Source organism: Paenibacillus sp. J22P277, assembly GCF_059383675.1.
This window is the reverse complement of the sequence record NZ_JBXENS010000001.1, coordinates 883,338-908,716: the sequence shown is the minus strand read 5'-3', so window position 1 is coordinate 908,716 and position 25,379 is coordinate 883,338. Positions and strand designations below refer to the sequence as shown.

Annotated in this window: 14 protein-coding genes and 1 pseudogene; 12 read left to right on the top strand and 3 right to left on the bottom strand. The window is 53.8% G+C overall.

The features are described 5' to 3' along the window. Positions 1 to 283: 283 nt before the first annotated feature. The 7 genes and pseudogenes from AC50YL_RS04295 (at position 284) to AC50YL_RS04265 (ending at position 16,364) form a co-directional block, all read left to right on the top strand. Positions 284 to 4,696, top strand: coding sequence for an S-layer homology domain-containing protein (locus tag AC50YL_RS04295; RefSeq protein WP_494829566.1), 4,413 nt, complete (start codon positions 284 to 286; stop codon positions 4,694 to 4,696). 320 nt (positions 4,697 to 5,016) lie between these two features. Continuing rightward, positions 5,017 to 5,901: a transporter substrate-binding domain-containing protein gene (locus AC50YL_RS04290; protein ID WP_494829564.1), complete on the top strand. Its 885-nt coding sequence runs from the start codon at positions 5,017 to 5,019 to the stop codon at positions 5,899 to 5,901. A gap of 86 nt (positions 5,902 to 5,987) precedes the next feature. After that, a pseudogene (locus AC50YL_RS04285) lies at positions 5,988 to 6,632 on the top strand (amino acid ABC transporter permease). A gap of 21 nt (positions 6,633 to 6,653) precedes the next feature. After that, a complete protein-coding gene (locus AC50YL_RS04280; RefSeq protein WP_494829562.1) occupies positions 6,654 to 7,400 on the top strand; it encodes an amino acid ABC transporter ATP-binding protein in 747 nt (248 codons plus the stop codon). Positions 7,401 to 7,455: 55 nt separating this feature from the next. Then, a complete protein-coding gene (locus AC50YL_RS04275) occupies positions 7,456 to 7,878 on the top strand; it encodes an OsmC family protein (protein WP_494829560.1) in 423 nt (140 codons plus the stop codon). 997 nt (positions 7,879 to 8,875) lie between these two features. Further along, positions 8,876 to 12,145: a S8 family serine peptidase gene (locus AC50YL_RS04270; protein ID WP_494829558.1), complete on the top strand. Its 3,270-nt coding sequence runs from the start codon at positions 8,876 to 8,878 to the stop codon at positions 12,143 to 12,145. Between the two features lie 196 nt (positions 12,146 to 12,341). Then, a complete protein-coding gene (locus tag AC50YL_RS04265) occupies positions 12,342 to 16,364 on the top strand; it encodes a S8 family serine peptidase (protein WP_494829556.1) in 4,023 nt (1,340 codons plus the stop codon). Between the two features lie 160 nt (positions 16,365 to 16,524). Here AC50YL_RS04265 and AC50YL_RS04260 read toward each other — a convergent pair whose 3' ends face one another. After that, a complete protein-coding gene (locus AC50YL_RS04260) occupies positions 16,525 to 16,857 on the bottom strand; it encodes an SDR family oxidoreductase (protein ID WP_494829554.1) in 333 nt (110 codons plus the stop codon). 21 nt (positions 16,858 to 16,878) lie between these two features. Beyond that, positions 16,879 to 17,100, bottom strand: coding sequence for an SDR family NAD(P)-dependent oxidoreductase (locus AC50YL_RS04255; protein ID WP_494829552.1), 222 nt, complete (start codon positions 17,098 to 17,100; stop codon positions 16,879 to 16,881). Positions 17,101 to 17,333: 233 nt separating this feature from the next. Between AC50YL_RS04255 and AC50YL_RS04250 the strand changes: the two genes are divergently transcribed. The 4 genes from AC50YL_RS04250 (at position 17,334) to AC50YL_RS04235 (ending at position 20,742) form a co-directional block, all read left to right on the top strand. Further along, positions 17,334 to 18,296: an alpha/beta hydrolase gene (locus tag AC50YL_RS04250; protein WP_494829550.1), complete on the top strand. Its 963-nt coding sequence runs from the start codon at positions 17,334 to 17,336 to the stop codon at positions 18,294 to 18,296. Positions 18,297 to 18,316: 20 nt separating this feature from the next. Next, positions 18,317 to 19,012 carry a type 1 glutamine amidotransferase domain-containing protein gene (locus AC50YL_RS04245; RefSeq protein WP_494829548.1) on the top strand — a complete coding sequence of 232 codons (696 nt, stop codon included), beginning with the start codon at positions 18,317 to 18,319 and terminating at the stop codon, positions 19,010 to 19,012. A gap of 190 nt (positions 19,013 to 19,202) precedes the next feature. After that, positions 19,203 to 20,066, top strand: a complete 864-nt coding sequence (locus AC50YL_RS04240) for a LysR family transcriptional regulator (protein WP_494829546.1) — start codon at positions 19,203 to 19,205, stop codon at positions 20,064 to 20,066. A gap of 196 nt (positions 20,067 to 20,262) precedes the next feature. Continuing rightward, complete coding sequence (locus tag AC50YL_RS04235; protein ID WP_494829545.1) at positions 20,263 to 20,742, top strand: DinB family protein; 480 nt, start codon at positions 20,263 to 20,265, stop codon at positions 20,740 to 20,742. Positions 20,743 to 20,829: 87 nt separating this feature from the next. Here the strand turns inward: AC50YL_RS04235 and AC50YL_RS04230 are convergent, their stop codons facing one another. After that, entirely contained in the window at positions 20,830 to 21,750 is a 921-nt protein-coding gene (locus tag AC50YL_RS04230) for an alpha/beta hydrolase (RefSeq protein WP_494829543.1), read from the bottom strand. A 409-nt stretch (positions 21,751 to 22,159) separates the two neighbouring features. On the opposite strand from AC50YL_RS04230, the gene AC50YL_RS04225 reads away from it, so the two are divergent. Then, positions 22,160 to 25,369, top strand: coding sequence for a S8 family serine peptidase (locus AC50YL_RS04225; protein WP_494829541.1), 3,210 nt, complete (start codon positions 22,160 to 22,162; stop codon positions 25,367 to 25,369). Positions 25,370 to 25,379: the final 10 nt, after the last annotated feature.

Below are 25,379 nucleotides of genomic sequence, written 5' to 3'. Positions count from 1 at the left end.
AAACCTTACAATAAATTCATGTGAAAATTCTGTTAATTTATAATTCTACATAATTGCGATAAAAAATCTTGGGCGATGAGCGGCCAACTCGACTTCCTCGTCGCCGTAGCGAGGGCAATCATTCGCTCGAGCATCGCGAAAGCTGATTCCGACAGAACTCGGTAATCGGCTTTATTTATCTCTTATGCCTGCAATCGAAACAGAATTCTATGGCTTACCCGTCTTGATATGTACATTCCGGTATTGGAGTGATTCATATAAATAAGCTGTCGGAGGTAGGTTCATGTCATTTCGAAAAGCTGCTAGACGCATTATCTCATCATTCCTCGTCGTTGCTCTAATTGGTTCGCTCTTCAGCAGCTTGGTTCATGCTTCCTCGGATATCGGAATAGGCATTGAACCGCCAAATCCGACCCAACAGGAACACAATGTACTGTCGGCGCAGTTCGACACGCTTACGCCAAGCGAGAGCAAAGTAACGCTCGCCTTAGGCGAAGGCACGCATGACGTAACCGTCGAAGCGAAGTACAAAGACGGTTCGATCAAGGATGTCACGACGCAAGGGGCATGGACATCCTCCGACCCGGCAGTCGCCGTGGTGGCGGATGGCAAGATTACGGCTGTCGCGGTCGGGACCGCGCAGGTTCTGCTGAATCTTAAAGACGCCGTCGTGAAAATCGCGGTTCAGGTCACGGCTGCTCCGGAAGCCGAAACGCCGGAAGAAGCGGGGGCGGACAAGCCCACGTTCGTTGCTTTTTTCCTAACGACGTTGAACTTGGCCGTAGAAACGGACACTATCTATCCGGTCAAATTGAGAGGGACTTACTCGGACGGCCAAACGATCGATATTACGGATGACGCCGTGTGGACTTCGGAAGATCCCACGGTGGCGACAGTCCAGAAAGGTATCATAAAAGGGCTGAAGACGGGCGCGGCGACTTCGATCAAGGTGAAATACGGCGATCTGCCCACGTTATCGATTTCGGTCATGGTGCAGAAGGATCGCATTATTAATGACATGACCGAGGGCCTGCGATTGACGAGCAACCTGCTTAAGCTCCTCGTGACGGATGCACCGTATAAGCTGTATGCGGATCTGTCCTTTACCGACAAGGATCTGTTCGATATCACGGCATTCGGCCGCTGGTATTCGTCGGACGAGAAGGTTGCGAGGGTGGACGCGAACGGCGTCGTTACGCCCGTAGGCAAGGGGAAAGCTTATATCTATTTCGAATACAAAGTGACCGCTCCGGTCGGAACGCCAGGGGAAGAGGGGTACGATGACGGGCTGGGCATCGATGCGGCGCTTGTCTTTGTCGGCGGTCCAATCAAGCTGGTACGCACGGATTATCAAGGGTTTACGGTGCCGCTGGATGATCCGGTCGTCCTGCATTCGCGTTCCTACCAAGAGACAAGCATTCAGGGGGTCTATGACGAGGGCCTCAGAGGCGAAAATACCGTGGATGAGATCACGAGCGACATCGAATGGACGGTTGAAGACAAGTCCATCGCCACGATTGCGAATTACGGGCGCATCTACGCGGGTTCTAAGGAAGGCACGACTACGATCAGGGGCACGTATTTGGATTATAAAATCGAATTCAAAGTCACGGTATCGGATGCCGTGAAGGCTCCGCTGCTCAATCTGGTAGCCGAGCCGGACCACTACACCATTACTGACGGCAAGCCGGTCGGATTGCCGGCGATCAAGGCGATCTACAGCGACGGTCTGGTGGAGGATATTACGGATCAGCTAAGCGAATCCGATTGGGCGATTTCGGACCCGACTGTCGCGAATCTGTCGGGTAATGGCGAAGTCGTCGCGGAGTCGGTAGGCTCTGCGATTCTGAGAGGCACTTATTACGGTTGGCCGGTCTATATTCCCGTTATCGTCAAGCAAGCCGATCAACGAAAGTCGGCTGCGTTAGACGTGGCGACCGCTGCGCTCGATCTCCAAGCCGGAGCAGAGCATCAGCTTCAAGTAGAGGCCACGCTCGACGATCAAACGAAACTCGATAAGACGCAGGTGTCTTCATACACGTCGAAGGATCCGCAGGTTGCTGTTGTTTCCGATCATGGCGTCGTGCGGGCAGTCAGTGCGGGTACGACGACGATCGACGTTGGATATGGAGGACAGTCGACGTCCGTTACGGTGAATGTCGCCGGCACGCAAGCATCGGTGCTTCCTGAAGCGCCCGCGTCAATCACGAGCTTGAAGGTCAGCGAACCGGACGTCATGCTGGAAGCGGGAAGCGGCGCGCATGCGGTTACCGTGCAAGCCGGCTATCAAGACGGAACGACGGCCGACGTGACGACGAAAGGCGCTTGGACGACGAAGGACGCGAGCGTTGTTCAGGTGGACGACGGCGTGCTTACGCCAGTCGGGCCGGGTTCAACTTCCGTGCAGCTGGCGTTGGATGGCGCGATTGTTATCGTACGCGTTGCCGTGCGGGACGGAGACGTGTCATCCAATGTTCGTATCCCGGATCAAAGCGCGGAAGCAGCTGATCCGACGACTGTCGCGCTGCTGGTGTCCACGACGAACGTCAGAATCGAGAAGGGCGAGTTGTTCCCTGTTCAACTGCTGGCCGTCAAGAGCGACGGTACGACAGCGGATGTCAGTACTGAAGCCGCATGGTCATCCTACGATCCGACGATCGCGGATGTGGCGGAAGACGATGGCAAGATGAATATCGTCGGCGTTTCCACGGGTACCGACTATACGGAAATTCCGAAGCGCGGGAAAACCACCGTTTCGATCGCCTATGGCAATTTTCCAACGCTTCAACTGAATGTATCGGTAACGGAGAAGCGGGATGAACTTGATCTTGTCGCAACGCAATTCATCGATCCTCAATCCGAAGGATCAGGCATTTATGCTTCGGGAGACACGATCAGACTGTACGACGGTCAGCCGTACTTGCTGGAACCGGTTGCCATGGATTCGGAAGGCGGAGCCGTTCAAGATTTGGGCGGCGCGTGGAGCTTTGATAAGCCCAATGTAGCGAAGGCGAATCCGGACGGGTCATTGGAAGGCATCGCGTCCGGGGATGTGACGGCTACGTACACCTATGTCCATTACGGGATTACGTATCAAGCAACATTGCAGCTGCAAGTGGTTGATTTGCAGCGAATCGAGGCTGACGCGGCATTCGTGGCGGAGGGCCATTACAAGGTGGAAATCAATCCTCAACTATCCTCATTCATTCAACTGGAGGAAGTCTATCTTGACGAGCTGTCCAACGAACATAAAGAGGACCTCGACCGTTTCATCCAATGGACGGTCGGCGACGATAGCATCCTGGGCTTATTGTATGATTACAACGTGCCTAACGATGTGAGATTCATAGCGGGCACGACAGAGGGCACGACGACTGTAGCGGGCGAGTACAACGGAAAGACGATTCAATTCGACGTTACCGTTACGAAAAATCCGATCCAACCGAAATTGTTGAAGCTGAGCGCGGATCCAACCTACTTCATATTGAATAAAAAAGAAGACGAAGGCACTCCGGTCATCAAAGGTATCTATAGCGATGGTACCGTTACCGCGATGAATAATGAAGATCTGCAATGGCAAGTCGGTAACCCGCTTATTGCCGATTTCAACGAGGAGGGCAAGCTGCACGGGACGTATTACAAAGGCGGAACGGTCTTGAATGCCATCTATCAAGGCGAGGCGGAGCGAATTCCTGTTATCGTGACGTATTCCGATGCGCCGCCGCTAACGACTTCGCTCGATATTACGCCTCTACTAACGGCCTTGCAGGTAGGCCAGGAGAAGCAATTAACGGCGACGCAAACGCTTAGCGACTCCACGACCGAAGACGTTACGCAATATGCTTATTTCCAATCGAAAAATCCGGAAGTAGCCACGGTTACGAAGGATGGGAAAGTGACGGGGATCAAACCCGGCACGGCCAAAATAACCGTATTCTATAACGGATTTACGGAGCGATTGAATGTCGAGGTAGCGGCTGGCGGCTCTTCCGGTCCGATTACGGCGGATCCTGGCCCTGCACCGGCCCCGGAACCAGAACCAACGCCAACGCCAACGCCGGAACCATCGCCGGCTCATCCCGTTGTGAGTAAAGCAGTGGATGCTGTCGCAGTGAAGGCGAAGCTGGAGCAGGCACTGGCGGATCCCGCTGCGGTAAGCTACGGCGACGTATCTCCTTCCTCATGGAGTTCCGATGCAATCAAGCTGGCGACCAAGATCGGATTCGTGAAAGGGTACGAGGACGGCTCCTTCCATCCGAAGGCATCCATCACCCGCGCGGAGTTCGCATCGATGCTTGCTAATGCCTTAGGACTTCAAGCAGACGCAGATACTGCAACGTTTGCCGATGTGGAGAAGCATTGGGCGTTAAAATCGATCCAGGCTTTGAAATCCTATGGTTTCATTAATGGCTACGGAGATGGCACGTTTAGGCCAAACCAACCGATTACGCGGGCTGAGATCGTTACGATTCTCGCGAAAGTCATTGATTTTGGCCAAGCCGCCGGGGCAAGCTCTTTCAAAGATGTGGACAACCATTGGGCGGTTAAGAATATCGAGGCTGTTGCCGAGGCCGGCGTCGTGAAAGGCAGGAACGATCATACATTCGCGCCAAATGAGCAAGCCTCTCGTGAAGAATCGGTTACGCTGATTTTGCGCGCACTTTCCGTTAGTCTCGGACTTCATCTCGAAGCGTAAGCAGCGGATTCAGCTTTCTGACAGAGGGATATGGAGCTTTTCGCGTATGCTAGCCAGCTGGGCGTGACCGATGCACCGTTCTACGTAAACTTGAACATAAAATAATAAGCAAGAAATGGCCGAGCCAACAATAACGTAACCTTCGATGTCACTCATCGAAGGTTTTTTTTCGTCGCTAAGGCTGTCGCCAATTAATTTTCGCGTAGGTTACATAGCAGTTCGGGAGCGTTTCCGGAGGAGCTGGCTAAAAAACGCAGCCGAGGAGTGGTTGAACGCAACTGTGGGCAATTTATACAAAAATACAGAGGAGAGAAATCCAAATGCTGCATCCATCCCAAAAAACGCGGTTTCTTGTTATGTCCGCCGCCTTGCTTCTCGTACTGGCAATGACGGGCTGCGGGTCCAAATCCAATGATTCGCAGGAGCCGTCGAATTCTTCACCGACCAACCAATCCGGCGGCACGGCGCCGGCTGACGGGAGCAAGGATCTACTGAGCCAGATCAAGGCTTCGGGCGTGCTTAAGGTCGGTCTGATGGGAACTTACGCGCCTTATAATTTCTTGAACGACAAGAAAGAAATCGACGGTTTCGACGCCGACATTGCCAAAGACGTCGCGAAGCGCCTGGGCGTTAAAGCGGAGTTCGCCCCGCAAGAGTTTTCCGGCTTGATCCCGAGCCTGCAGGCAAGCAAGATCGATGCGATCATCAGCCAGGTGACGATCACGGACGAACGCAAGAAGCAGATCGACTTTACGCAGCCCTACATCACCAACGAAGTTAAAATCATCGTTCGCCAAGCGAATGACGACATTACGAAGCTGGATGATTTCAAAGGCAAAAATATCGGCGTCGGCCTCGGCACGAACGACGAGACGTACCTGCGCACCGAAGTGCTTCCGAAGGTGGGTAAATTCACGATTAAAACCTACGATGACGTGATCACCTCCTTGCAGGATCTGAACGCCGGCCGCATCGATGCCACGATCAACAACCTATACGCGCTAAAGCCGATCGTGGACAAAAACGGGTTCAAAATCAAAGCCGTCGGGACGGCGATCAAGTCCGACCAAGCCGGCATTGCCGTTCGCAAGGACAACCCGGAATTGTTGGCCGCGCTGGATAAGGCGCTCGCGGACATGCAGGCTGACGGCACGTACAACACCATTTTCAAGAAATGGTTCGGCGAGGAGCCGCCGGCGAAGTAACCGGGGGAGCGGGCAGGGGCCGTGGCGGTGACGCGCCATGGCAGCTCCGCGACTAGACAGCGAAAACAAAGGGGAACTTCAATCATATGAATCTGGTAGGGGACAACCTCTTCTTCTTGTTGAAAGGCGCCTGCTACACCTTGCTGATCACGGTCATCTCGATGTGCTTCGGGCTTATGATCGGCATCGTGGTCGCGGTAGCCCGGCTGAAGGGGAATCGCCCGATCCGTTGGTTGGCGCGCGGTTATGTTTCCGTTATCCGGGGAACGCCTGCTTTGGTGCAAATATTAGTGGTGTATTACGGGCTGGTGGACTACGGAATCACTCTCGGACCGCTGACCGCGGCTTGCGCGGCACTCAGCGTGAATGTCGGCGCTTACCTGTCCGAGACATTCCGGGGGGCGATACTTGCCGTCCCGAGGGGGCAGACCGAAGCGGCCTATGCATCCGGCATGTCGTCCTGGCAGACGCTGCGGCGAATCATCTTCCCGCAAGCCGCGCGCGTGGCGATCGCGCCGATCGGCAACACCTTTGTCGGCATGCTGAAAGAAACCGCGCTTGTCTCCGTGATCACGGTAACGGAATTGGTGCGCTCCGCGCAGCTGTTGATTGCCCAGTATTTCGTCAATATGCCCTTTTAATTGGGAATCGGGGCCATGTATTGGGTCATGAGCACCGTGTTTTCATGGCTGCTCGGGACGATCGAGAAGCGGTTGTCCAGAGCTTACTAAGATCGAGGTGTAAACCGTAACATGATACAAACGTCGGGACTATCTAAATCCTTTCATGATTTGAACGTATTGAAAGGCATCGACCTGCGGATCGCTGCACAGGAGATCGTCGTATTGCTTGGACCGAGCGGCTCAGGCAAAAGCACGTTGCTTCGTTGTCTGAACGGGTTGGAGGAGCCGAGCGGCGGATCGCTCGAAGTGAACGGCATCCGCGTGGATGCGGATATGCCGGCAAGCAAGAAGCGGGCAAGCTTTCGGGAAATTCGCCGGGACACCGGAATGGTGTTTCAGCAGTTCAATCTGTATCCGCACAAAACCGTGCTTGGCAACGTCATCGAATCCTTGCTCATCGTCAAGAAGCTGCCGCGATCCGAGGCAGAAAGCATCGGCATGCGGCTGCTGGAACGAGTCGGCTTGGCGGATAAGCGGGATCAATATCCTTCCCGGTTGTCCGGCGGCCAGCAGCAGCGCGTCGCCATCGCGCGCGCGCTGGCGACGGAGCCGTCCGTGATGTTATTCGACGAGCCGACCTCCGCGCTTGATCCGGAGCTGGTCGGCGAGGTGCTGGCCGTCATGCGCGAGCTGGCAAGGGAAGGGATGACGATGGCGATCGTGACGCACGAGATGAAGTTCGCCCGCCAAGTTGCGAACCGGGTCCTCTTCATGGACGGCGGCATCATCGTCGAGGAGCAGGCTCCGGAGGCGTTTTTCCAACATCCGCAAACGGAGAGAGCCCGGAAATTCTTGAATCAGTTGAATGAACGCTGATCGTTCTGGTCAGAAGGAACTGAATTATCTACCAACAGAAAGTGGGTCAACTCGCATGAAAGTAATGACGACGTGGAAAGGCAAACGATTGTTCACGTCCGTCGGCGCGTCCGGTTTTCCGGTCGAGATGGATGCGACGCCCGCCTACGGCGGCGACGGCAAGGGCGCTACCCCGATGGAGCTGGTGCTGGCCGGCTTGGCTGGCTGCATCGGCATCGATGTCACGATGATATTGGATCAATTCCTCGGCTCGATCCGGAGCATCGACATCGAGGCCGACGGCACGCGGAAGGAAACGACGCCGTCCGGCTTCACCGCCATCGAGCTGCTCTTTCGCGTGGAGGGCGACATCCCGGATTATCGGATATGGAAGGCGATTGAGATGGGGAAAGAGAAGTACTGCGCGGTGTCGGATTCCTTGAGCGCCGAGATTCGGTTCAAGCTCATCCTCAATGGGGTTGAAACACCGAAAGGCTAAGCGGCGCAACGAAAGGAATGGAAGAAGCTTGAAAAATGCGTATCGATATGCCATCGATACGCATTTTTTTTGCATTCGCCTCAACTTAGTCTCGGAATGTTCCGCCGTTTATGGAAGCCGGCCAATGCCGGCTTTTTTTGATGTTCAGGCTTGGAGACGATTGAAAATCGCAATAAAAAGATTTTTTATGGATGACGCGCTGCAGGTTAAATAATTTTATGCCTGGGATTGGCGCGGAAAGGCGGCCGATGACGTATGAGCTGCTGGATTCCGCGATGCCCGAATCGATCTTGCTGCTTGAAAGTAAAAATAAATTTATGAATGACATGAACGTTTGTTATTTATTTAATGAAAGAAATTAGACGCGGATGAAGCCAGGCGATATGAGGCTGTCATGGAAACTGGGCTGGAATCGCGGGATATTTTGATGATTGGCATGAAATGCGCTTATGGATTGCTTCTGTATTCATAACATGGTTTATGAAAACGAAAGTACTATCGTGAAGCGATCAAAACGAAGGGAACATCAACTTGAAACCGCGATAATCGCTCTTGTTAAGAGCGAAGTGCAAGGATTTCTTTTGATACATATAACTAAGCATGTGAGGTAAAGACAGGTGCCGCTTGAAAGTTTAAAAAATGAAACTTATTGACGCTATGAAAATTGGGGCTATATAATCCTCTCAGTAATTAGGCGCTTTTTGTCAGTTTTAATCACATAAACCTGACGCATGAGCCGCAAGCCTTCGGATGCGCTGGGCCCGGAACGCGATACGTTGCGCAACGCGCCGTTACCGACCGACGAGAAAGCCATTTGCACGCTGATTCTTCTCGGTACGATTGAATTCTATAGCGAAGGAAGTGACGAGGCTTGACCAAGAAAAACAGAAAAATGACGGCATCATTAATCGCCGCAATGCTGGCATTCGGTTTAGTATCGCCGGCGCTAGCCATGCAATCTCACGATCGAACGCACGATCCGCTTAGGAAAAGCCAGATGAAGCAGGTAGAAGTTGAACGCAACCAAGAGGAATCCATTGACCCGGATATGAACGCTGAGCCGCAAGAACCGCCGATATCCGTCGGGCAGCCCGAATATGCCGGCTTGCTGCCCGCGTTGCCGGAGTATGCCCCGGACCAAGTCATCGTGAAATACAAGTCGGAAGCCTCCTCGCGCGTCAATTCGGTATCTGCGCAAATTACAGGCTCGAGTCCGTTGCCGGTTCCGAATGCGGAGCTGCTGCAGCTCGGGGAGAATGCCGACGTACATAACGTTATCGAAGAATTGTTGAAGGATCCGAACGTGCTCTACGCAGAACCGAATTACATGGTGCCTAACGCGCTCGGCCCTCAGACTTCCCGGCGCATGGATGAATCGGCACAAGCGTCGACATCGGCAGCCATCTCTTCCGATTCGGCCGATACGGCGGACGGCAGGGTACCGCAGTTCCCGAACGATCCGCTCTTTAACGAGCAGTGGGGCTTGCACAATACCGGCCAGGCCTTGAAGGATGGCACGGTTCCCGGCGGTACGCCGGATATGGACATGGATTTGCCGGAAGCTTGGGGCATCACCAAGGGCAGCGGGAATGTAACGATCGCAATCATTGGCGGCGGCGCGAAGATTGATGTCTCGGACTTGGATGGGCAGATCTGGGAGAATAAGGGCGAAATTCCGGACAACGGAGTAGACGACGACGGCAACGGACTTATAGATGACCTCAACGGTTGGGACTTCGCGAACGGGGATCATTCCTTGTTCGATACGAGCGACAGCTATTCGGACGCATACGGTACGGTAGCGGCCGGCCAAATCGCAGCGAAGTGGAATAACGATGAAGGCATTGCCGGCGTCGCGCCTGACGTTAAAGTAATGCCGCTCAAGGTGATGACGAAAAAAGGCGGCCGGTATACGGATATCGTGGAAGCGATTCATTACGCGGAAGAAAACCGCGTTAAGATCGCGATGTTCAGCTTTGTCTACACGTACAAAAGCAGATACGTCGAAGAGGCGATCAATGCTTCTCGAATGTTGTTCGTGGCTCCGTCAGGGGATCGTATCAACAATAACATACTGAACATTGACGTGAATCCTGTCTATCCGGCTTCCTATGCGAGCCCCAATCTATTAACGGTCTCCGGTGCCAACATACTAGGCAATCCATCGGACCTTGCGGCGATCGGCAAGGAATCCATCGATGTCTCGGCGCCTTCGGAATTGATCGCATCTACGAATCTAGGCATCGACTTCGGATATGCAGCCCAAATCGATAACCCCGGCAAGTACAAAGCGTTCTTCAGCAGCATCGGATTCGAGGAGATTCCCGACGATCAGCCTGAATACGCAACGCAGCGGCAGGATATGTTTAATCTCTCGATGGACTATTTGAAAGAGGGTATGAAAGACGAAAACGGCGATGCCATACCGACAGTGCTGCTCGTTAATGACAGCGTGCGCGATAATGGCGGCGGAGGCGTTAGCGGCAGCGATTCAGGCATCGGTATTCCCGGTGAATCACCGGATCAGCAAATCTATGAACAGCTGCTTACGAACGCGAACTATGCCTATGACACCTTCACGACGGAGAGCATGACGGCTGATGGACCTTCGCTCAGTAAATTGCAGGGGTACGACATCGTGATTTGGTTTACCGGTGCGGCAGGCGACCGCGACAGCGATGTTCTCGTTAACGCAAAGGATCAAGCCAACTTGACCGCCTATTTAAACGGCCATGGACATTTGCTGCTTACGGGGCAGAACTCGCTGGATGCCATTGCGGATTCCAACTTCGCCATAGACGTTCTGGGTGTTCAAATTGCCGGCGAAGGCGGTTGGATATCCAAAGGTTGGGGCGTTCCAGGCACGATTTTCGATGGTCAGACGTATAGACTGCCGGACGTTTCATTATATATCGACACCATCGTAAGCAGTAAACCGGAAATGACGACGATTAACCTGAAAAACAGCAGCGGTGACTATGCGTACGCACAGGGGACTATATTTGCCGCGGCTTATGCGGCCGGCGTGGCGGGACTCGTTCAAAGCGTCTACCCGGACATGAGCGCGTTGGACGTGAAGCAGCGCATCATGACGAGCGGCAAGACCATGCCGCGTACCAATTATTCATTCTCGGCGACCGGGAAGTTCATTAGCGCCTACCGTGCCCTTTGGAACAAGGACATTCCGGGCATGAGCTTGATCGATCCCTCTATCTCGAACAAGCTGGATAGCAAGCAAGATCCGAATCACGTATATGCCATCGAGCTGCACGCCGGCGAAGAAGTGACGCTGTCACTTACAGGGGATGCAGGCACGGATTTCGATCTCGTCTTGTACGATCCTTCGGCAACGACCGTAGCCGGCAAGGAAGGCGCCGTCGCCTATTCCGAGAAGCCGGGCACATCCGCCGAATCGATCACGTACCGTGCAGCGCAATCGGGCACTTATTATATCAATGTCTTCGCCGTTGCAGGCGCAGGGCAATACACGCTGAACGTGGATAATGGCAATTCATCCGTTGTGCTCGAGGACAGCGACCCATCCCTGACTTACGAGGGCGATTGGCAGACGGTAACCGGAGCGGATTACTCGAACGGCTCCATCAAACAGCTGACCGGACAGGGTTCCGTCAAATTCGGCTTCAGGGGCAATTTGTTTGAATGGATTGGCGCGACAAACGAAAATCAAGGAAACGCAGAGGTTTACATCGATGGCATTCAAGCGGGTTTTGTGAATTTATATAGCAAGCAGCCGAAATTTAGGCAGTCCTTATTTAGACAAGTACTCGCGAATGGCCATCACGCCGTTGAGATTCGGACGATCAGTTATGGAGAAGAAAAATTCTGGGCGTTTAACGTGGATGCCTTCAAGGTATCCAGCTTCCTATCGCCGACGGCTAAATCTTCCACGCAAGCCGGTCCATGGGTCATTCAATACGACGCGAAATACGCCGACGGTTCGCAGCTCTATACGACGACGCCGGGCAGCTACTCGGAATATCCTTTCCATGGCACGAAAGTGACGCTGTGGTCTTCGCGGGGCAACAACCGCGGTAAAGTGAACGTGATGATCGACGGCCGTTCCGTAACGCCAGCGCCGATCGATCTGTACAGCGAGAAGCCGCAGGATCAGGTGCCTGTCTTCACCTCCGGCGATCTATCGGACGGACAGCACACGATCAGGATCATGCACGCAGGCGATGCGAATCCGAAGTCCAGCAACCGTATGGTCACGATCGAAGGTTTGGAAATCGAAAATTTAAAATAGCGGCAACAGCCTTATATTATGATCCGAAATGAGGTAACTGAACGTGAAACGATCACCGCTTAAAAAACCGCTTTCGATCGCAACGGTCTCGTTGTTGGCCGGAAGTCTCGCATTTCCGAATCTTCCCGTCGCGAATGCCGTTCATGGAGAGAAATCATTCATTACGCAAGCGAGCATCCAGGAGGCTGGCCGTTTATTGAACGAGGCTGGCCCGGAAGCAAGAAGTTCCGCTTCGGCTCCCGGCGCAGCTTACGTGGCCGATAGCATCAATACGGCTTCAAGGAACGAGATTCGCGTCATTATTCAGCTGAGCGGCGAACCGATTGCCGTCGGGCAATATGCGGCCCGGCTTGGCTACAAGGCGTTGGCGGCGGAATCTACGGAGGCGGCCGTGCAATCCGAGCAGGACAAGTTCGTGCGCGGCGCGCAGTCGAATCGGATTCCGATGAAGATCGAACGAAAGTTCAACACGGTACTGAACGGGATGGAGGTCACGGTTCGCGCCGACCAGATCCCGATGCTGGCCAAGCTGCCGGGCGTGAAATCCATACATCCGAACGTGATCTATTATCCGGCCGACCTGCCCGAAAGCTATCAAACGGCGACAGGATCTACGGCTATCGATACGGTCCCGCTGAAGCAGATCGGCGTTCTGGATGCTTGGGAACGCGGATTGACGGGCAAGAACTTGAAGGTCGGCGTTATCGATACGGGGATCGACTACTTGCATCCCGACCTCGCGGGCAATTACGTCGAAGGCGGCTACGATGCGATCAATCAGGACGACGATCCCTATGAGGACCTACCGACGGATATTTCCGAAGGGTCGTACCACGGCACTCATGTATCCGGTACGATAGCGGGTACGGCATCTAACCCGAACGCCAATCTCGTGCAGAAGGGCGTTGCTTATCAAGCTAGCTTATATGCCTATAAAGTGCTGGGGCCGGATGGTGGTACTTCCGCCCAAGTCATCGATGGAATCGAGCATGCCGTAGAGGATAAGATGGACGTGATTAACCTTTCGCTGGGAAGCGACCTGGAGAAGGATCCGGCTTCCCCCGACGCCATTGCGGTGAACAACGCCGTTCTTGCCGGCGTGGTCGCGGTGGTGGCCAATGGCAACGCTGGCACGGGACAGCAGTACTACTATTCCATGGGTTCGCCGGCCTCAGCTCAATTGGCGATATCCGTAGGCGCGGTTACGAGCGACGGCGTTCGCGTATCGGGCGGCGTACGCAGCGAAGTCGGCTCGATGACGAAAGATGCGCGCTTAAGCTTGATGGCTTGGAAGACGGAAGAAGAGAACTTCAACGAAATGTTCGGCACGGGTCCGATTCAAGGCGTGTACGCCGGACTCGGCGATAAATACAGTTATTCGGATTTGGGTCTTGCCGATGATGCGGTAGCCGGTAAAGTCGTTTTCGTTTCACGAGGCATCTATTCCTTCGACGAGAAAGTGAAGGAAGCAGCCAAACGCGGCGCGAAGGCCGTCATCGTCTTCAACGGCGATGCGATTCAAAATGCGCAACAGCTATTCGAGCCTAATCTAGCAGACGATATCCCCGGTCGAAACGGTCCGATAGGTCCGATCGCTTTCTTGGGAGATACGTATGATTATGTGCCGACCTTCGACATGCCCGGTCAGATGGGGCGCGCGCTGGCTCGCGAATTGCGCGACAATCCCGGTCAAACCTTTCGGTTTACGATGCAGCAAGACTTCGGATTTTCGGATCTGGCCGGAGATCGGATGGCGGATTTCAGCTCCCGCGGTCCGAACTCCGACGGCGATTACGGAATCAAGCCGGATCTGACGGCTCCGGGCGTTCAAATCTTCTCGACCGTGCCCGGTTATGGCGCGAACTATGATAAAGCTTACTCGAAGTTGAGCGGCACGAGCATGGCGACGCCGCATGTCGCAGGCCTCGCATTGCTTATCAAACAAGCGCATCCGGATTGGACGCCGACGGACATTCGCGCGGCGCTTGCCAATACCGCGGAGACGCTTTCGAATGAAGAGGGTACGCAATACGATGTCTACTCGCAGGGCGCGGGACGCGTCAACGTAATCAGGGCGATCGATACGCGTGCCGTTATTGAATCGCTCGATAGCATGACGATCTACGACAATCAGATGAACGCGACCGAAATTCCAAGCGAAGCGAGCAACGTGAGCTTCGGCATGCTGCAGCCTGGCGCGGAGGCGGTGAAGAAGCCGCTCGGCGTCAAGAATTTATCCGATTCATCCGTTACCTATAATGCCAAGATCGTTATGCATCCAACGGTTACTTCCGACCCGCATGACCCCATACCGACGCCGGATCCTGGCGCGATCGCGGTCAAACTGGAAGGGCTTTCGGGTAATCGCGTCCAAATCGGCGCAGCCGACAGCTTGGCATTCAATCTTAGCGCAGCGGCAAGCTCGAAAGCGAAAGCCGGCGTGTACGAGGGCGAGGTTCTGCTGGAAAGCGCCGGCCGACCTTCTCTGCGCTTGCCGTTCGTCATTCACGTCGGCAAAGAATCGGAAGACAACGATTTCATGATCCAGGATTTTGCGATCAGCAGTACGCAGGTGTCCAAGGATGCGCCGATCGATATTACGGCTTCCTTGCCGTCAGGCAAAGTGAATCATCTATTAGCGGCAATATACGATATGAATAACCGATTTTTAGGTATTCTGGCCGAATCTTTCGACATGGACGAAGAGACGGATGCATTAAATCCGCTTCCGTCGGATTTTTTCCTTTCCGGATTCTCGGGTTCTTATAATGAAGGCATTTTCTTGGATACAGGCAATAATGCGATCCGCCAGCTTCCGGAAGGCCGATACAAGGTCGTCCTGATCGGGTCCGTCTATAACAAGGACTTGGAGCTAGTCGATCAGAGCGCGGCCTTCAAGACATTCTACATGAGCGAAGAACCTGGCGCGGGAACGCCGGACCCGGGATCGGGAACGGGAACGGGGCCATATCCGAACTTGCCGGGACCGGTCCATCCGGCCTATAACGAGGAAGTTGCTTCGTCAGTCATGGAGAGCGGACAGGCAACCATCGAGCTTGACGCTCAAACGAGTTTGAAAAATTCGCAATTGTCCGTATTCGTTAAGGATGAAGATCTGCAAGCTGCGCTGCAAGTGGCGAAGTCGTCCGTTGCGCTGCTAATCGGATCGGCTTCCGACGAAGCGAATGCCGCTCAATTGACGCTTCGCGAGGATCAAGTCGGAAAATTAAAAGAAGCGGCTCTGACGGGCGCGATTGTCTTCGCGTGGAATGAGGCGGCAATTGCCTTGCCGTTATCGGCAATCGGACAAGCCGCAGCCGGCTCGGATCTCGTCTTGACGATTAAGCAGGACGATGAAGGCAAAGCCGAGTTTGAGAAGCAAGCGAAAGGCGCGGACGTTCTTGGAACGCCGTATGTCTTCGAAGCGAGCGCAGTAAGCAGCGGCGTGTCAACGCCGTTGAAACTGAAAGCGGACGAAGCGGCGGCAAGCTCGTTCCTCGTCGAAGGAGGAATCGACGCAAGTCATGCCGGCGCGCTGTATCTGGAGAACGGCATAGTCAATCCGGTTCCTGCGAGGATGACGACAACGGCTGGCGGCGCATCCCTCGTGACGATTCGTCGTCCGGGCTTTTCTGCTTATGCTGCCGCCATCGGACAAGTGGCGTTTACGGATATCGACAAGTCCTGGGCGAAGGATCAAATTCAATCGCTTGCGGCGAAATTCCTGGTGAATGGTACGTCTGCGAGTACGTTCTCCCCAAAAGCGAACGTTACGCGCGCGCAGTTCGCGTCCATGCTCGTTCGTGCGCTTGGTTTATCGGCGCAAACGGCGGCGGCTCCATTTGCCGACGCGAAGAGCGGTGACTGGTTCGCTTCCGACGTGGCGACGGCATATGCGGCCGGGCTTGTTATGGGCGAGAATGGCGTATTCAAACCGAATGCAATCATAACGCGCCAAGATCTGAGCGTCATGCTGGCAAGGTCATTGAAGCTCGCCGGCTTGCAGACGCCGACTTCAAGCGATTCGCATGCCTATGCCGACGCCGCGAAGTTTGGCGCATATGCGAAGGAAAGCATTCGAATCGTCACCGATGCAGGTCTGATGAAGGGCGTTGAAACGAAGGGGAGCTATTACTTCCATCCATCCGATCCGACTACGCGCGAAGCGGCCGCGAAAGTCATCCATGACCTGCTTCAAGCTTCGAATCGTATTCAATAGTCGGTTCGTTCGGCAGACTTCTTGACATGCGAAAGCCCCCTATTAGGGGGCTTTCCGTCGTAGCAGGCCAGCCAGTCTACTCTGGCTGGCCGTTTTTATGCTCGCTTTACGTACTGCGCATTGGAGATAGCCGGGAGAACGCGGGCATGCCTTGGGCCTATCAGAATTCCTGCGCGGTCGGACGCAGAACGATTTCGTTGACATCGACTTCCACCGGCTGTTCGATGGCATAGGCGATGGCCCGCGCCACCGCGCTGGCCGGAATGGCGGTTTTGTAGAGATCCATCACGGAGTTCGTCGACGTGCCGGTGGTGTTGAACTTCAGGTCGCTTTCTACGCCTCCGGGTTCAATAGACGTGACCCGGACCTTGTCTCCGACTTCATGGCGCAGGCCTTCGGAAATCGCGCGCACCGCGAATTTCGTGCCTGAATAGACGGTGCCTCCCGGGGAAAATCCTTTTATCCCCGCAACGGAGACAGACTTGAACTGCACCTTATCGACCACATCGAGCGCTTAGGCGCCGGCCTTGCCGCCGGCCTTCGTGATCTGCGCAACCACTTCATCGAGCTTGTCCTTCCGGCGCGCGGCCACCGCCACGATCGCTCCCTTGGATGCGAGCAGGCGCGCGGCTTCCGCTCCGATACCGGTGCCGCCGCCCGTAATCAGCACGACCTTGTTTTCGATGCCGTCGGTCGTGATATATCTCCTCCGTGAATGTAGTGGACACCGCCCCATCGAAGCCTCGGGAAGCCGATGTACATCCTGAACCGCGATTCTAAAGACTTGCGCAATAAGACGGCCAAATGGATGTCCGATAAAGCTAGGTTACTCAGGGAGTGCCGGGATTATTAGTTGCGCGAGGCATTCCATCATGAATAGTGGCTATACGACCAATGTCAACTTGCGATGTTGATCCGTAGATCCTGTCCGATCTGCATCAAGGCGGTTGAAGTTGTTTACATTATGGTTTGTCGGATGCGGGCTGCGTTTCTAGACCACTCAAGGAGGAGTTCAAATCAATGAAGAGCGCTAATCAATGTATAGGAGCCATGTTAGGTGCAGCGATCCTGATCTGCGGAACGACAGGATGCGCGCAATCGACTAACCGGAATGCCGCGAATAACGAGGTTCAAAAAAGCGCTGCCTACTCGGATTCAAAACCGATTATAAAGGCGGCGGCAACGACCACGGGCCAGGAACGTTTAACCTTCGTGCTCGTGCATGGTTCTTGGGCGGACGCGAGCTATTGGAACAATACCGCTGCGGCATTGAGAAAAGCAGGCCATACGGTATACGTGCCGGAATATGCCGGCCACGGTAAATTGTATAATCCTTCCGTGAAGCACGAAGCGATCGTGAAGTCCGTTACGGACTACATGACGTCCAAAAAATTGAAAAATGTCGTCCTTGTCGGGCACAGCTTCGGAGGCACCGTCATTCAGAAAGTTGCTGAGCAGGTACCGGATCGGATCACCCGCTTGGTCTTTTTCGATGCTTTCGTGCCGCTTGACGGGCAGAGCGTGAGCGACCAATTCCCGCCGGAGCTGCAAAAGGTGTTCGGGCAATTAGCCGAAACATCCGGAAATGGCACCATTAAGCTGCCGTTCTCGTCGTTCAGGGAAGGCTTTGTCAATACGGCAAGTTATGCGCTTGCCCAAACCATCTATAAAAGCGCAAAACCCGAACCGGCCGCTCCGCTTGTGCAGAAGCTCGACCTTAAGAAATTTTATAGCTTGAATATCCCTAAGAGTTATCTCTTTCTAACTTCGGATACGGTTACGCCGCAAGGGGAGCGTTATGGGTTCCATCCTGCCCAATCCGGCCATTTGGGGCAATTTCGGCTGATTGTCGGGGAAGGCGATCATATGACGACGGCGTATGCGCAGCCGGATTACTTAGCCAGAAAACTATTCGAGGCAGGCAGAAAATAATCGCTTTAGGAGGCATGACCATGACAATACGCATTCTAATGGTACTTACAAGCTCAGACCGAATGATCGATACCGAGCAAACAGGGTTATGGCTGTCAGAATTCGCCGAGCCCTTCGCCGCCTTTTCAAAACAAGGCTACGAGGTCACGATCGCAAGCATATTGGGCGGACAAGTGCCGGTCGATCCTCGAAGCTTGAAGGGTGCGCCCCAGAAGGTGCTCGATGCAGCCGTCCATTTACAACATACCGTCAAACTCGACAGTGTTGACGCTAGCGAATCTTATGACGCGGTGTTTATCCCTGGCGGACATGGGTGCATGTTCGACATGCCCGATCACGAGCTGCTTCAATCCATCCTTCGCGCCTTTTATGAGTCGGGAAGAGTGGTGGCCGCCGTATGTCACGGGCCGGCGGCCCTCGTGGGGGCGACACTTTCGGATGGCACGCCGCTGGTCCGCGGGAAGACGATCGCAACGTTTACCGATGAGGAGGAGCGGGAGACCACGCTGGATCGATATATGCCGTTCCTGTTGGAGAACAAGCTTCGCCAGTTAGGCGCCAACATTGTATTAACGCCCAACTGGACGAGCAACGTTCAAGTCGACGGTCATCTCATCACGGGTCAAAATCCGCAATCGGCCCAACGCGCGGCTGAAGAAGTCATTCGCAAACTAGCGCTAATGAGAGAGGATAAAAATGGCATCGCCGTTATGTGACAAAGTTACGGTTCCGAATCCCATGATGTGATAAGATCGGCGCATGAGACCAAGAATGGCCGAGATACAGCCGACCGTTCTTGGTTAGTTGGCTTTCCGCGTAAGGTCATGCATCTTCATAAAAGGCAGAGGGGACAGTCGGAAGATTGCTTTCCCGGCAGGGATAACCGATAGTCATGGGGGGATGAAGATGAGGATCGAATGGTTGGAGGCATTTCTGCAAACGGCCGAGACCCGTAGCCTTACGAAGGCTAGCGAACGCCTGCATATCAGCCAGCCTGCGCTGAGCAAGCAAATCCGGAATCTGGAGACGGATTTGGGGGCCCCGCTATTATTGCGTTCGTCCAGAGGCGTCACGCTAACGCCGGCCGGGCGAATGCTGCTGGATAGCAGCAAAACGATCACAAACGAAATAAACGCGCTTCGCCGGGAGATTGCATCGATTCAGGACGAAGTTAAGGCGGATTTCGCGATCGGTTCCTGGCCGAGCGTGGCAACGCTCTTTCTGCCCAACCGGCTTGCGGGCAATCAACAGGGCCAATCTTTAGAAATAAACATACGCGTGTATTATAGTTTTCACGACTTGCTGAAAAACGTGGAGCACGGTACGCTCGATGCTGCGCTATTCGATGACAGGGGAGTGAAGCATTCATTCTACGCTTCGCCTCTTTTTACGGAGGAGTTCTTGTTGTTCGTTAACGTCGATCACGCTCTATTCGGATGCAAAAAAGGGGTATCGTTCGAAGAGATCAAGAATGAAGCCTTTTTGATGCTGCCTGAAGGCTGCGATGCAAGGGAACTGGTCCAAGACGAGTTTTCCGCAAGAGGCGAGAAGTTAAAGCTGACCACGGAAGTCGAGTTGGGACAAAGCATCATGGAATTGATACAAGCCAACGAAGGAATATCCATTCTGCCTGCCATGTTTGTTCATCAGATGAAGGATCCCGTGAAGGCGATACCGATTTTGAATTTTGGGTTGACCCGTCAAATCTCGATCATTGCGCGCGAAGAGGCTGTCAGCAGACAGTTGGCAGACTTCATCATTAATCAGTAAACTGACGAGTCGTCTCCGGCGATCCAACGGATGAAGGATCATTCATAAAAAAACGAATGGCTTACCGTGAATTTGTTTATGCATAGGACGTGTTATAAAAGCAAAAAATACGCCGTGTGATAGGGCTGCGCATGGCATCAGTCGTTCACAAGACGAATCATACCGGATATTTATTTGAAAATTAGGGGGCATTCAAGTGATCACGCAGCTGTCAGCAGCCCAAAAAATTATGAAGGGCTGGAAAATGCACCACAACAGCTCGATTGAACTCGTGGCTAAACTGCCCGATTCCGGCGACAATTGGCGTCCGTGGGAAGGCGGTTGGACTACGCTGGAGCTGGTGCATCATCTCGCCTGGACGCCCGAGTTCTTTTTCGCCCAGATCGAGAAGCGCGACATGAACATCCCGCCGGTTCCTTCGACGCTGCCGGAAGCGCGCGAGCTGGTCAAACGTCTCACCGAGGTCACGGAGCAGAAACTGGCGTCCTACTCCGATTCCGACCTTCAACAAATTGCCACGATCGACATCAACGGCGTCGACGTCACGGAGCCGGTCGAAGAAATGTGCCATCGCCTGGTCGCGCACGAAGCTCATCACAAAGGGCAGCTTTTCGTCTATGCTCGCGAGCTTGGCGTGACCGATATCCCGTTCTACGTGGACTTGAACGTCAAATAAGAATCAAGAAATGGCTTATCCAGCAACGACAACGAAACCTTCGATGCATGCATCGAAGGTTTTTATCGCTGCTTAGGTTGTCGCCAACTAGTTTAAAAATGTTTGTTCGCCTGGATGAAGTTCTTGTTCGGGAGGAGGGGATCCGTTCGCGAATTCGCCAGGCTCGAGGTTCGCGGATTCATTGGCATATGAGGGTCGAACCTGCTCTTGAACACATGCCATCACATAATCCGCAACCTCGGTGAACCCTTTTTGGGCGATAATCCAATGCGAACGATTTGGGAATGCCGCAAAATCCGTCGATGCGCCGGATGTTTGATCATAGAGCCCGAAATTTTTCCTCACCATCGCGGCCGGCACGATATGGTCTTCCTCGCCTGCCACGATGAGCAGCGGCCCCCGATTGCCGTTCTTGAAGTTGACGGTAAGCTGGCTCTCGGCATGGAAAGCGGCAAGCGCGCTTTGAAAAAAGATTTTGGTTGTTTCGGGGACCGAGTAAGCGAACGCTTGTTTTTGCTCTTCTAAAGGCATGTTGTTTACGAAAGCGTATTGGAATTGCTCGAACGTCAAGGCAACGGTCTTTTTCCAAGGCTTGAACAGGATGGATGCCACCGATTTTCTTGCCGTTTTGTATCCCCCGGCGTTAATGCCTTTAGGTGCGGCAGGATCAATCGCGATTCCGGCCAAGCCTAGGTTGCGATCCATTAGGATCTGCGTGATTAAACCTCCGAACGAATGCCCGATCAGGATGGGCTTCTCGGGCAATGCTTCGATCAGCTTCGCGTGATGGGCAACGATGTCTTCCAGACCGAGCTTTCCGAGCTCCTCGGCAGGGTGATTTCGAAGCTCCTCGATGCTGCGATCATGGTGAGGCCAGGCGGGAGCGATCGACGCATATCCTGCTTGCAGAAAATAGTCCCTCATCGGCGACCAGCTATCCGGAGTCATAAAAGCGCCATGGATAAAGACAATAAGCGGCTTCTTCGATTGATTCGCAACGATACTCATGCTTGTATCCTCCTTCTGCATGCACGCTTTACTTGCAGCATGTCCTTTCCAACATCAAAGCAGATGGCTAAGAAAATAAAGGTAGGCGTAGCATGTGCAAAATTTGCTTCTTTTATTTGCGAGGATGGTTGTCGCGCTTTGGAACGACGGCTTTTTTTGCGTTGCGAAAATCTCATAAACGGACAGATGATAGTCGCATAAATTTATTTATCATATATAAGCAATTTTGTAATTTGTTTCAGGCAACGAACGGGCATAGAATTACGGTTGATAGTCGCTCCATTCCAGATTGCGAGGAGGTTATCGCGTTTCGACCAAGGATGGGCTTCTTTTTTGTTCCAGTCGTCGCACGTCGTTTAATCATGCGTCATGTTCATAAGATCATTCATCGTTCGGGGGAGAGGTAAAGTTGAAAAGAAATTTGCTTCGCGGTTCCGTTCTTACCATGTCCGCCCTGCTGCTAGCCTTCGGGGCAGTACCCGCTTCCTATGCGGAAACCGGCAATAGTTCCTCTTCCGCTGGAGCATCATCGCCGCAGCAATCCAGGAAGAGCGAGTGGCCGACCGGCGAATCGCCCGCAAGCCGCGCCATCCAATTGCCGCCGAAAGCAGAAGTGCCGAAGGGAAGGAGCAAAACCGATCAAGCCTCCTCGGGAACGGGAACAGAACCGCCCGCGGAAAGATTGATCGCGGATCGTCAAATTATCGTGAAATACAAGCCGGGCGTGAATCGAGAGTCCCTTCGGAGCAAGATGGCGTTAACGCTGAAGGCCAACCTCCCCCTGATCGGCGCGGACGTGGTCGAAGCCGGCAAGGATACAGACCTCGACCGAATTATGGGCGAGCTTAAAAATGATCCGAATGTTCTCTACGCGGAGCCGAATTATAAATTGTTCCCGAACGCGGAGCCGGACGATGCGCTCTTCGGTCAGCAGTGGGGGTTGGACAATACCGGCCAAGCCGTAGGCTCCCCTTTCCCGCAACCGGGCGCGGTTGACGTTGACATCGATGCGCCGGAAGCTTGGATGCTTACGCAGGGCGACCGCAATCTCGTGGTGGCCGTCATCGATAAGGGCGTTGATATTGCCCACCCCGATTTGGCTCGAAATATTTGGACCAACCCGAATGAAATCGCGGATAACGGCATAGACGACGATCAGAACGGCTATATCGACGACGTGCACGGCTGGGATTTCTACAATAAAGACGACACCGTTTACGACGAGCAAGACGGCGACGAGCATGGCACGCACGTTTCCGGAACGCTAGCGGCGTCTATGAACAATGGAATAGGCGTGGCGGGCGTTGCTCCAAATGTACAGATTATGCCGTTAAAGTTTATCGGCCCGGAATACGGAGACACGGCCGATGCCATTCAAGCGATTGAATACGCCGCTCGGATGGGCGTAAAGATCTCTAACAACAGCTGGAGCGGCGGCGCTTACAGCCAAGCATTAAAAGACGCCATTGACGGCTCCGGCATGTTATTCGTTGCTTCGGCGGGCAACGACGGTTCTAATAACGACGAACATCCGGTTTATCCGGCGGCTTTTGACAGTCCCAATATTTTGACCGTTGCATCCGTCGATAACGCGGGTTATCTGTCGGGATTCTCGAATTACGGCAAGGAAAGCGTCGATATTGCAGCGCCGGGCTCCGACATTCTAAGTACGGTTCCGGTTAAAGATCTGGGCTATGCAGCCGAGATTAACAACGGTACCTATAAGGCGATTTTCAATGGATTCGGTTATGAGAATATTCCGGATCTTGCCGAACGCCAGGATGCCTTCGATCGGGCGATGCATTATTTCGAGGATAGCAATAACCCGAAGCCGTCCATTCTTCTCGTGGAAGACGACCAGGCGGATACGGGCGTCAGCTTCTTGGCCGACTATCAGACTCTGCTGGACAATGCCGGCTATGATTACGAGACTGTCGTGGTCAACACGGATCAGCCGGGCCCCGACCTGGCAACGCTGCAAAAGTATGATAGCGTCGTATGGTTTACGGGCTATGCCATGGGCTCCAACGAGAAGGTGCTGACAGATAGCGATCAGGCGAATATAGCGGCGTACCTGAACGGCGGCGGAAACTGGCTGCTCTCCGGACAAGATGCGATTTGGAAGCTGGAGGACAGCCCGCTCGTCCGCGATATGCTTCATATCGAATGGATAGGCGAAGGCGCGAATCCAATCGCGAACGGCGTACCGGGAACCATTTACGAGGATCGTTCGTATACGCTCGCCCCTGTCGATTTCATGGACCATATCACGTCGACCGACCCCGCGATCACGACGGTCGATATGCATTTCGTGCAGCAATACGGGTATATGAGCGGCACTTCCCAAGCGGCTCCGCATGTTGCTGGCGCTGCCGCGCTCGTGCTTTCGCAAGACCCGACGCTTGGCCCGATCGCCGTCAAACAGCGATTAATGAATAGCGGAACGCCTCTAAATACGTTAACGGGTTCCGTTGCGAGCGGCAGACTGTTGAATGCGTACAATGCGCTGTCCGACGACGAGCTTCCGGGAACGTCGTTCGTATCGGGGCAAGTAACCAATAATCTCGATAAGGATACGGATAAAGATGACGTATATGCCGTAGAGCTGCATAAAGGCGAGGATTTCGGCGTTTCGTTAACGGGTGCCGAAGGTACGGACTTCGATCTCTATCTATACTCGCCTGAAGCGGAGACGGTAAAGAGCAACGAGGGTCTGCTGGCGTTCTCCGAGAACAAGGGCACTTCGAATGAATCCTTGACGTTCGCGGTTCCGGAGACGGGCACTTATTATGTGGATGTATTCGCATTCGGCGGCAAAGGAGCCTACACGCTAAACGTGCAGTCCGGCAATGGCCCCGGCAGATATGAAGAGAATCATAAGGCGCTGCAATTCACGGGCGATTGGAGCGCGGATTCGAATTCCGCATTCTCCGGTCAATCCGAGAAACAGATCGATGCAAAGGGAGCAAGCGCAGAGCTTGCCTTTGTCGGCAGCCAAGTGGAGTGGAAGGGTTCGAAGAACGCCCAGCAGGGAATTGCGGACGTCTATATTGACGGATTGCTTGCAGCCTCTCCGTCGCTCTACAGCGAGAAGGATCTCCATCAGCAATCTCTATTCAAGAAATCGCTTCCTTACGGCCGACATGTGATAACGATCAAATGGACAGGCATTCGGGACGCGGCGTCCAAGAAGTCCAATACGACGTTTATCAATGTCGATTCGATCATCGTCACGCAGTGGGTGCAGGACGGTCATGCCGCCATTACGTATCATGGCATGTGGACAACTGTCGCCAGCACGAAGTATGCGGGAGGAACGGCCAGAAATACGAATGCAACGGGCAACTATGCCGAGATCGCGTTCTTCGGAACGAATGTCGTGCTGCTGTCTCAGACGGCGCCTAATCGAGGAAAAGCCAACCTTTATATCGATGGGCAGCTCGTTACTTCGTCGCCGATCGATATGTACGGCGATGCGAATCGTTACCAAGTGCCGGTATTCGTTTCTTCCACGCTGAATCCGGGCGAGCACAAGTTGAAAATCGTCAACCTCGGCGAGAAGAACGCGAAATCAAAAGGCACTTATATTTCGATTGATGCGCTGGTCGTTACGAAATAAGGGAGAAAAG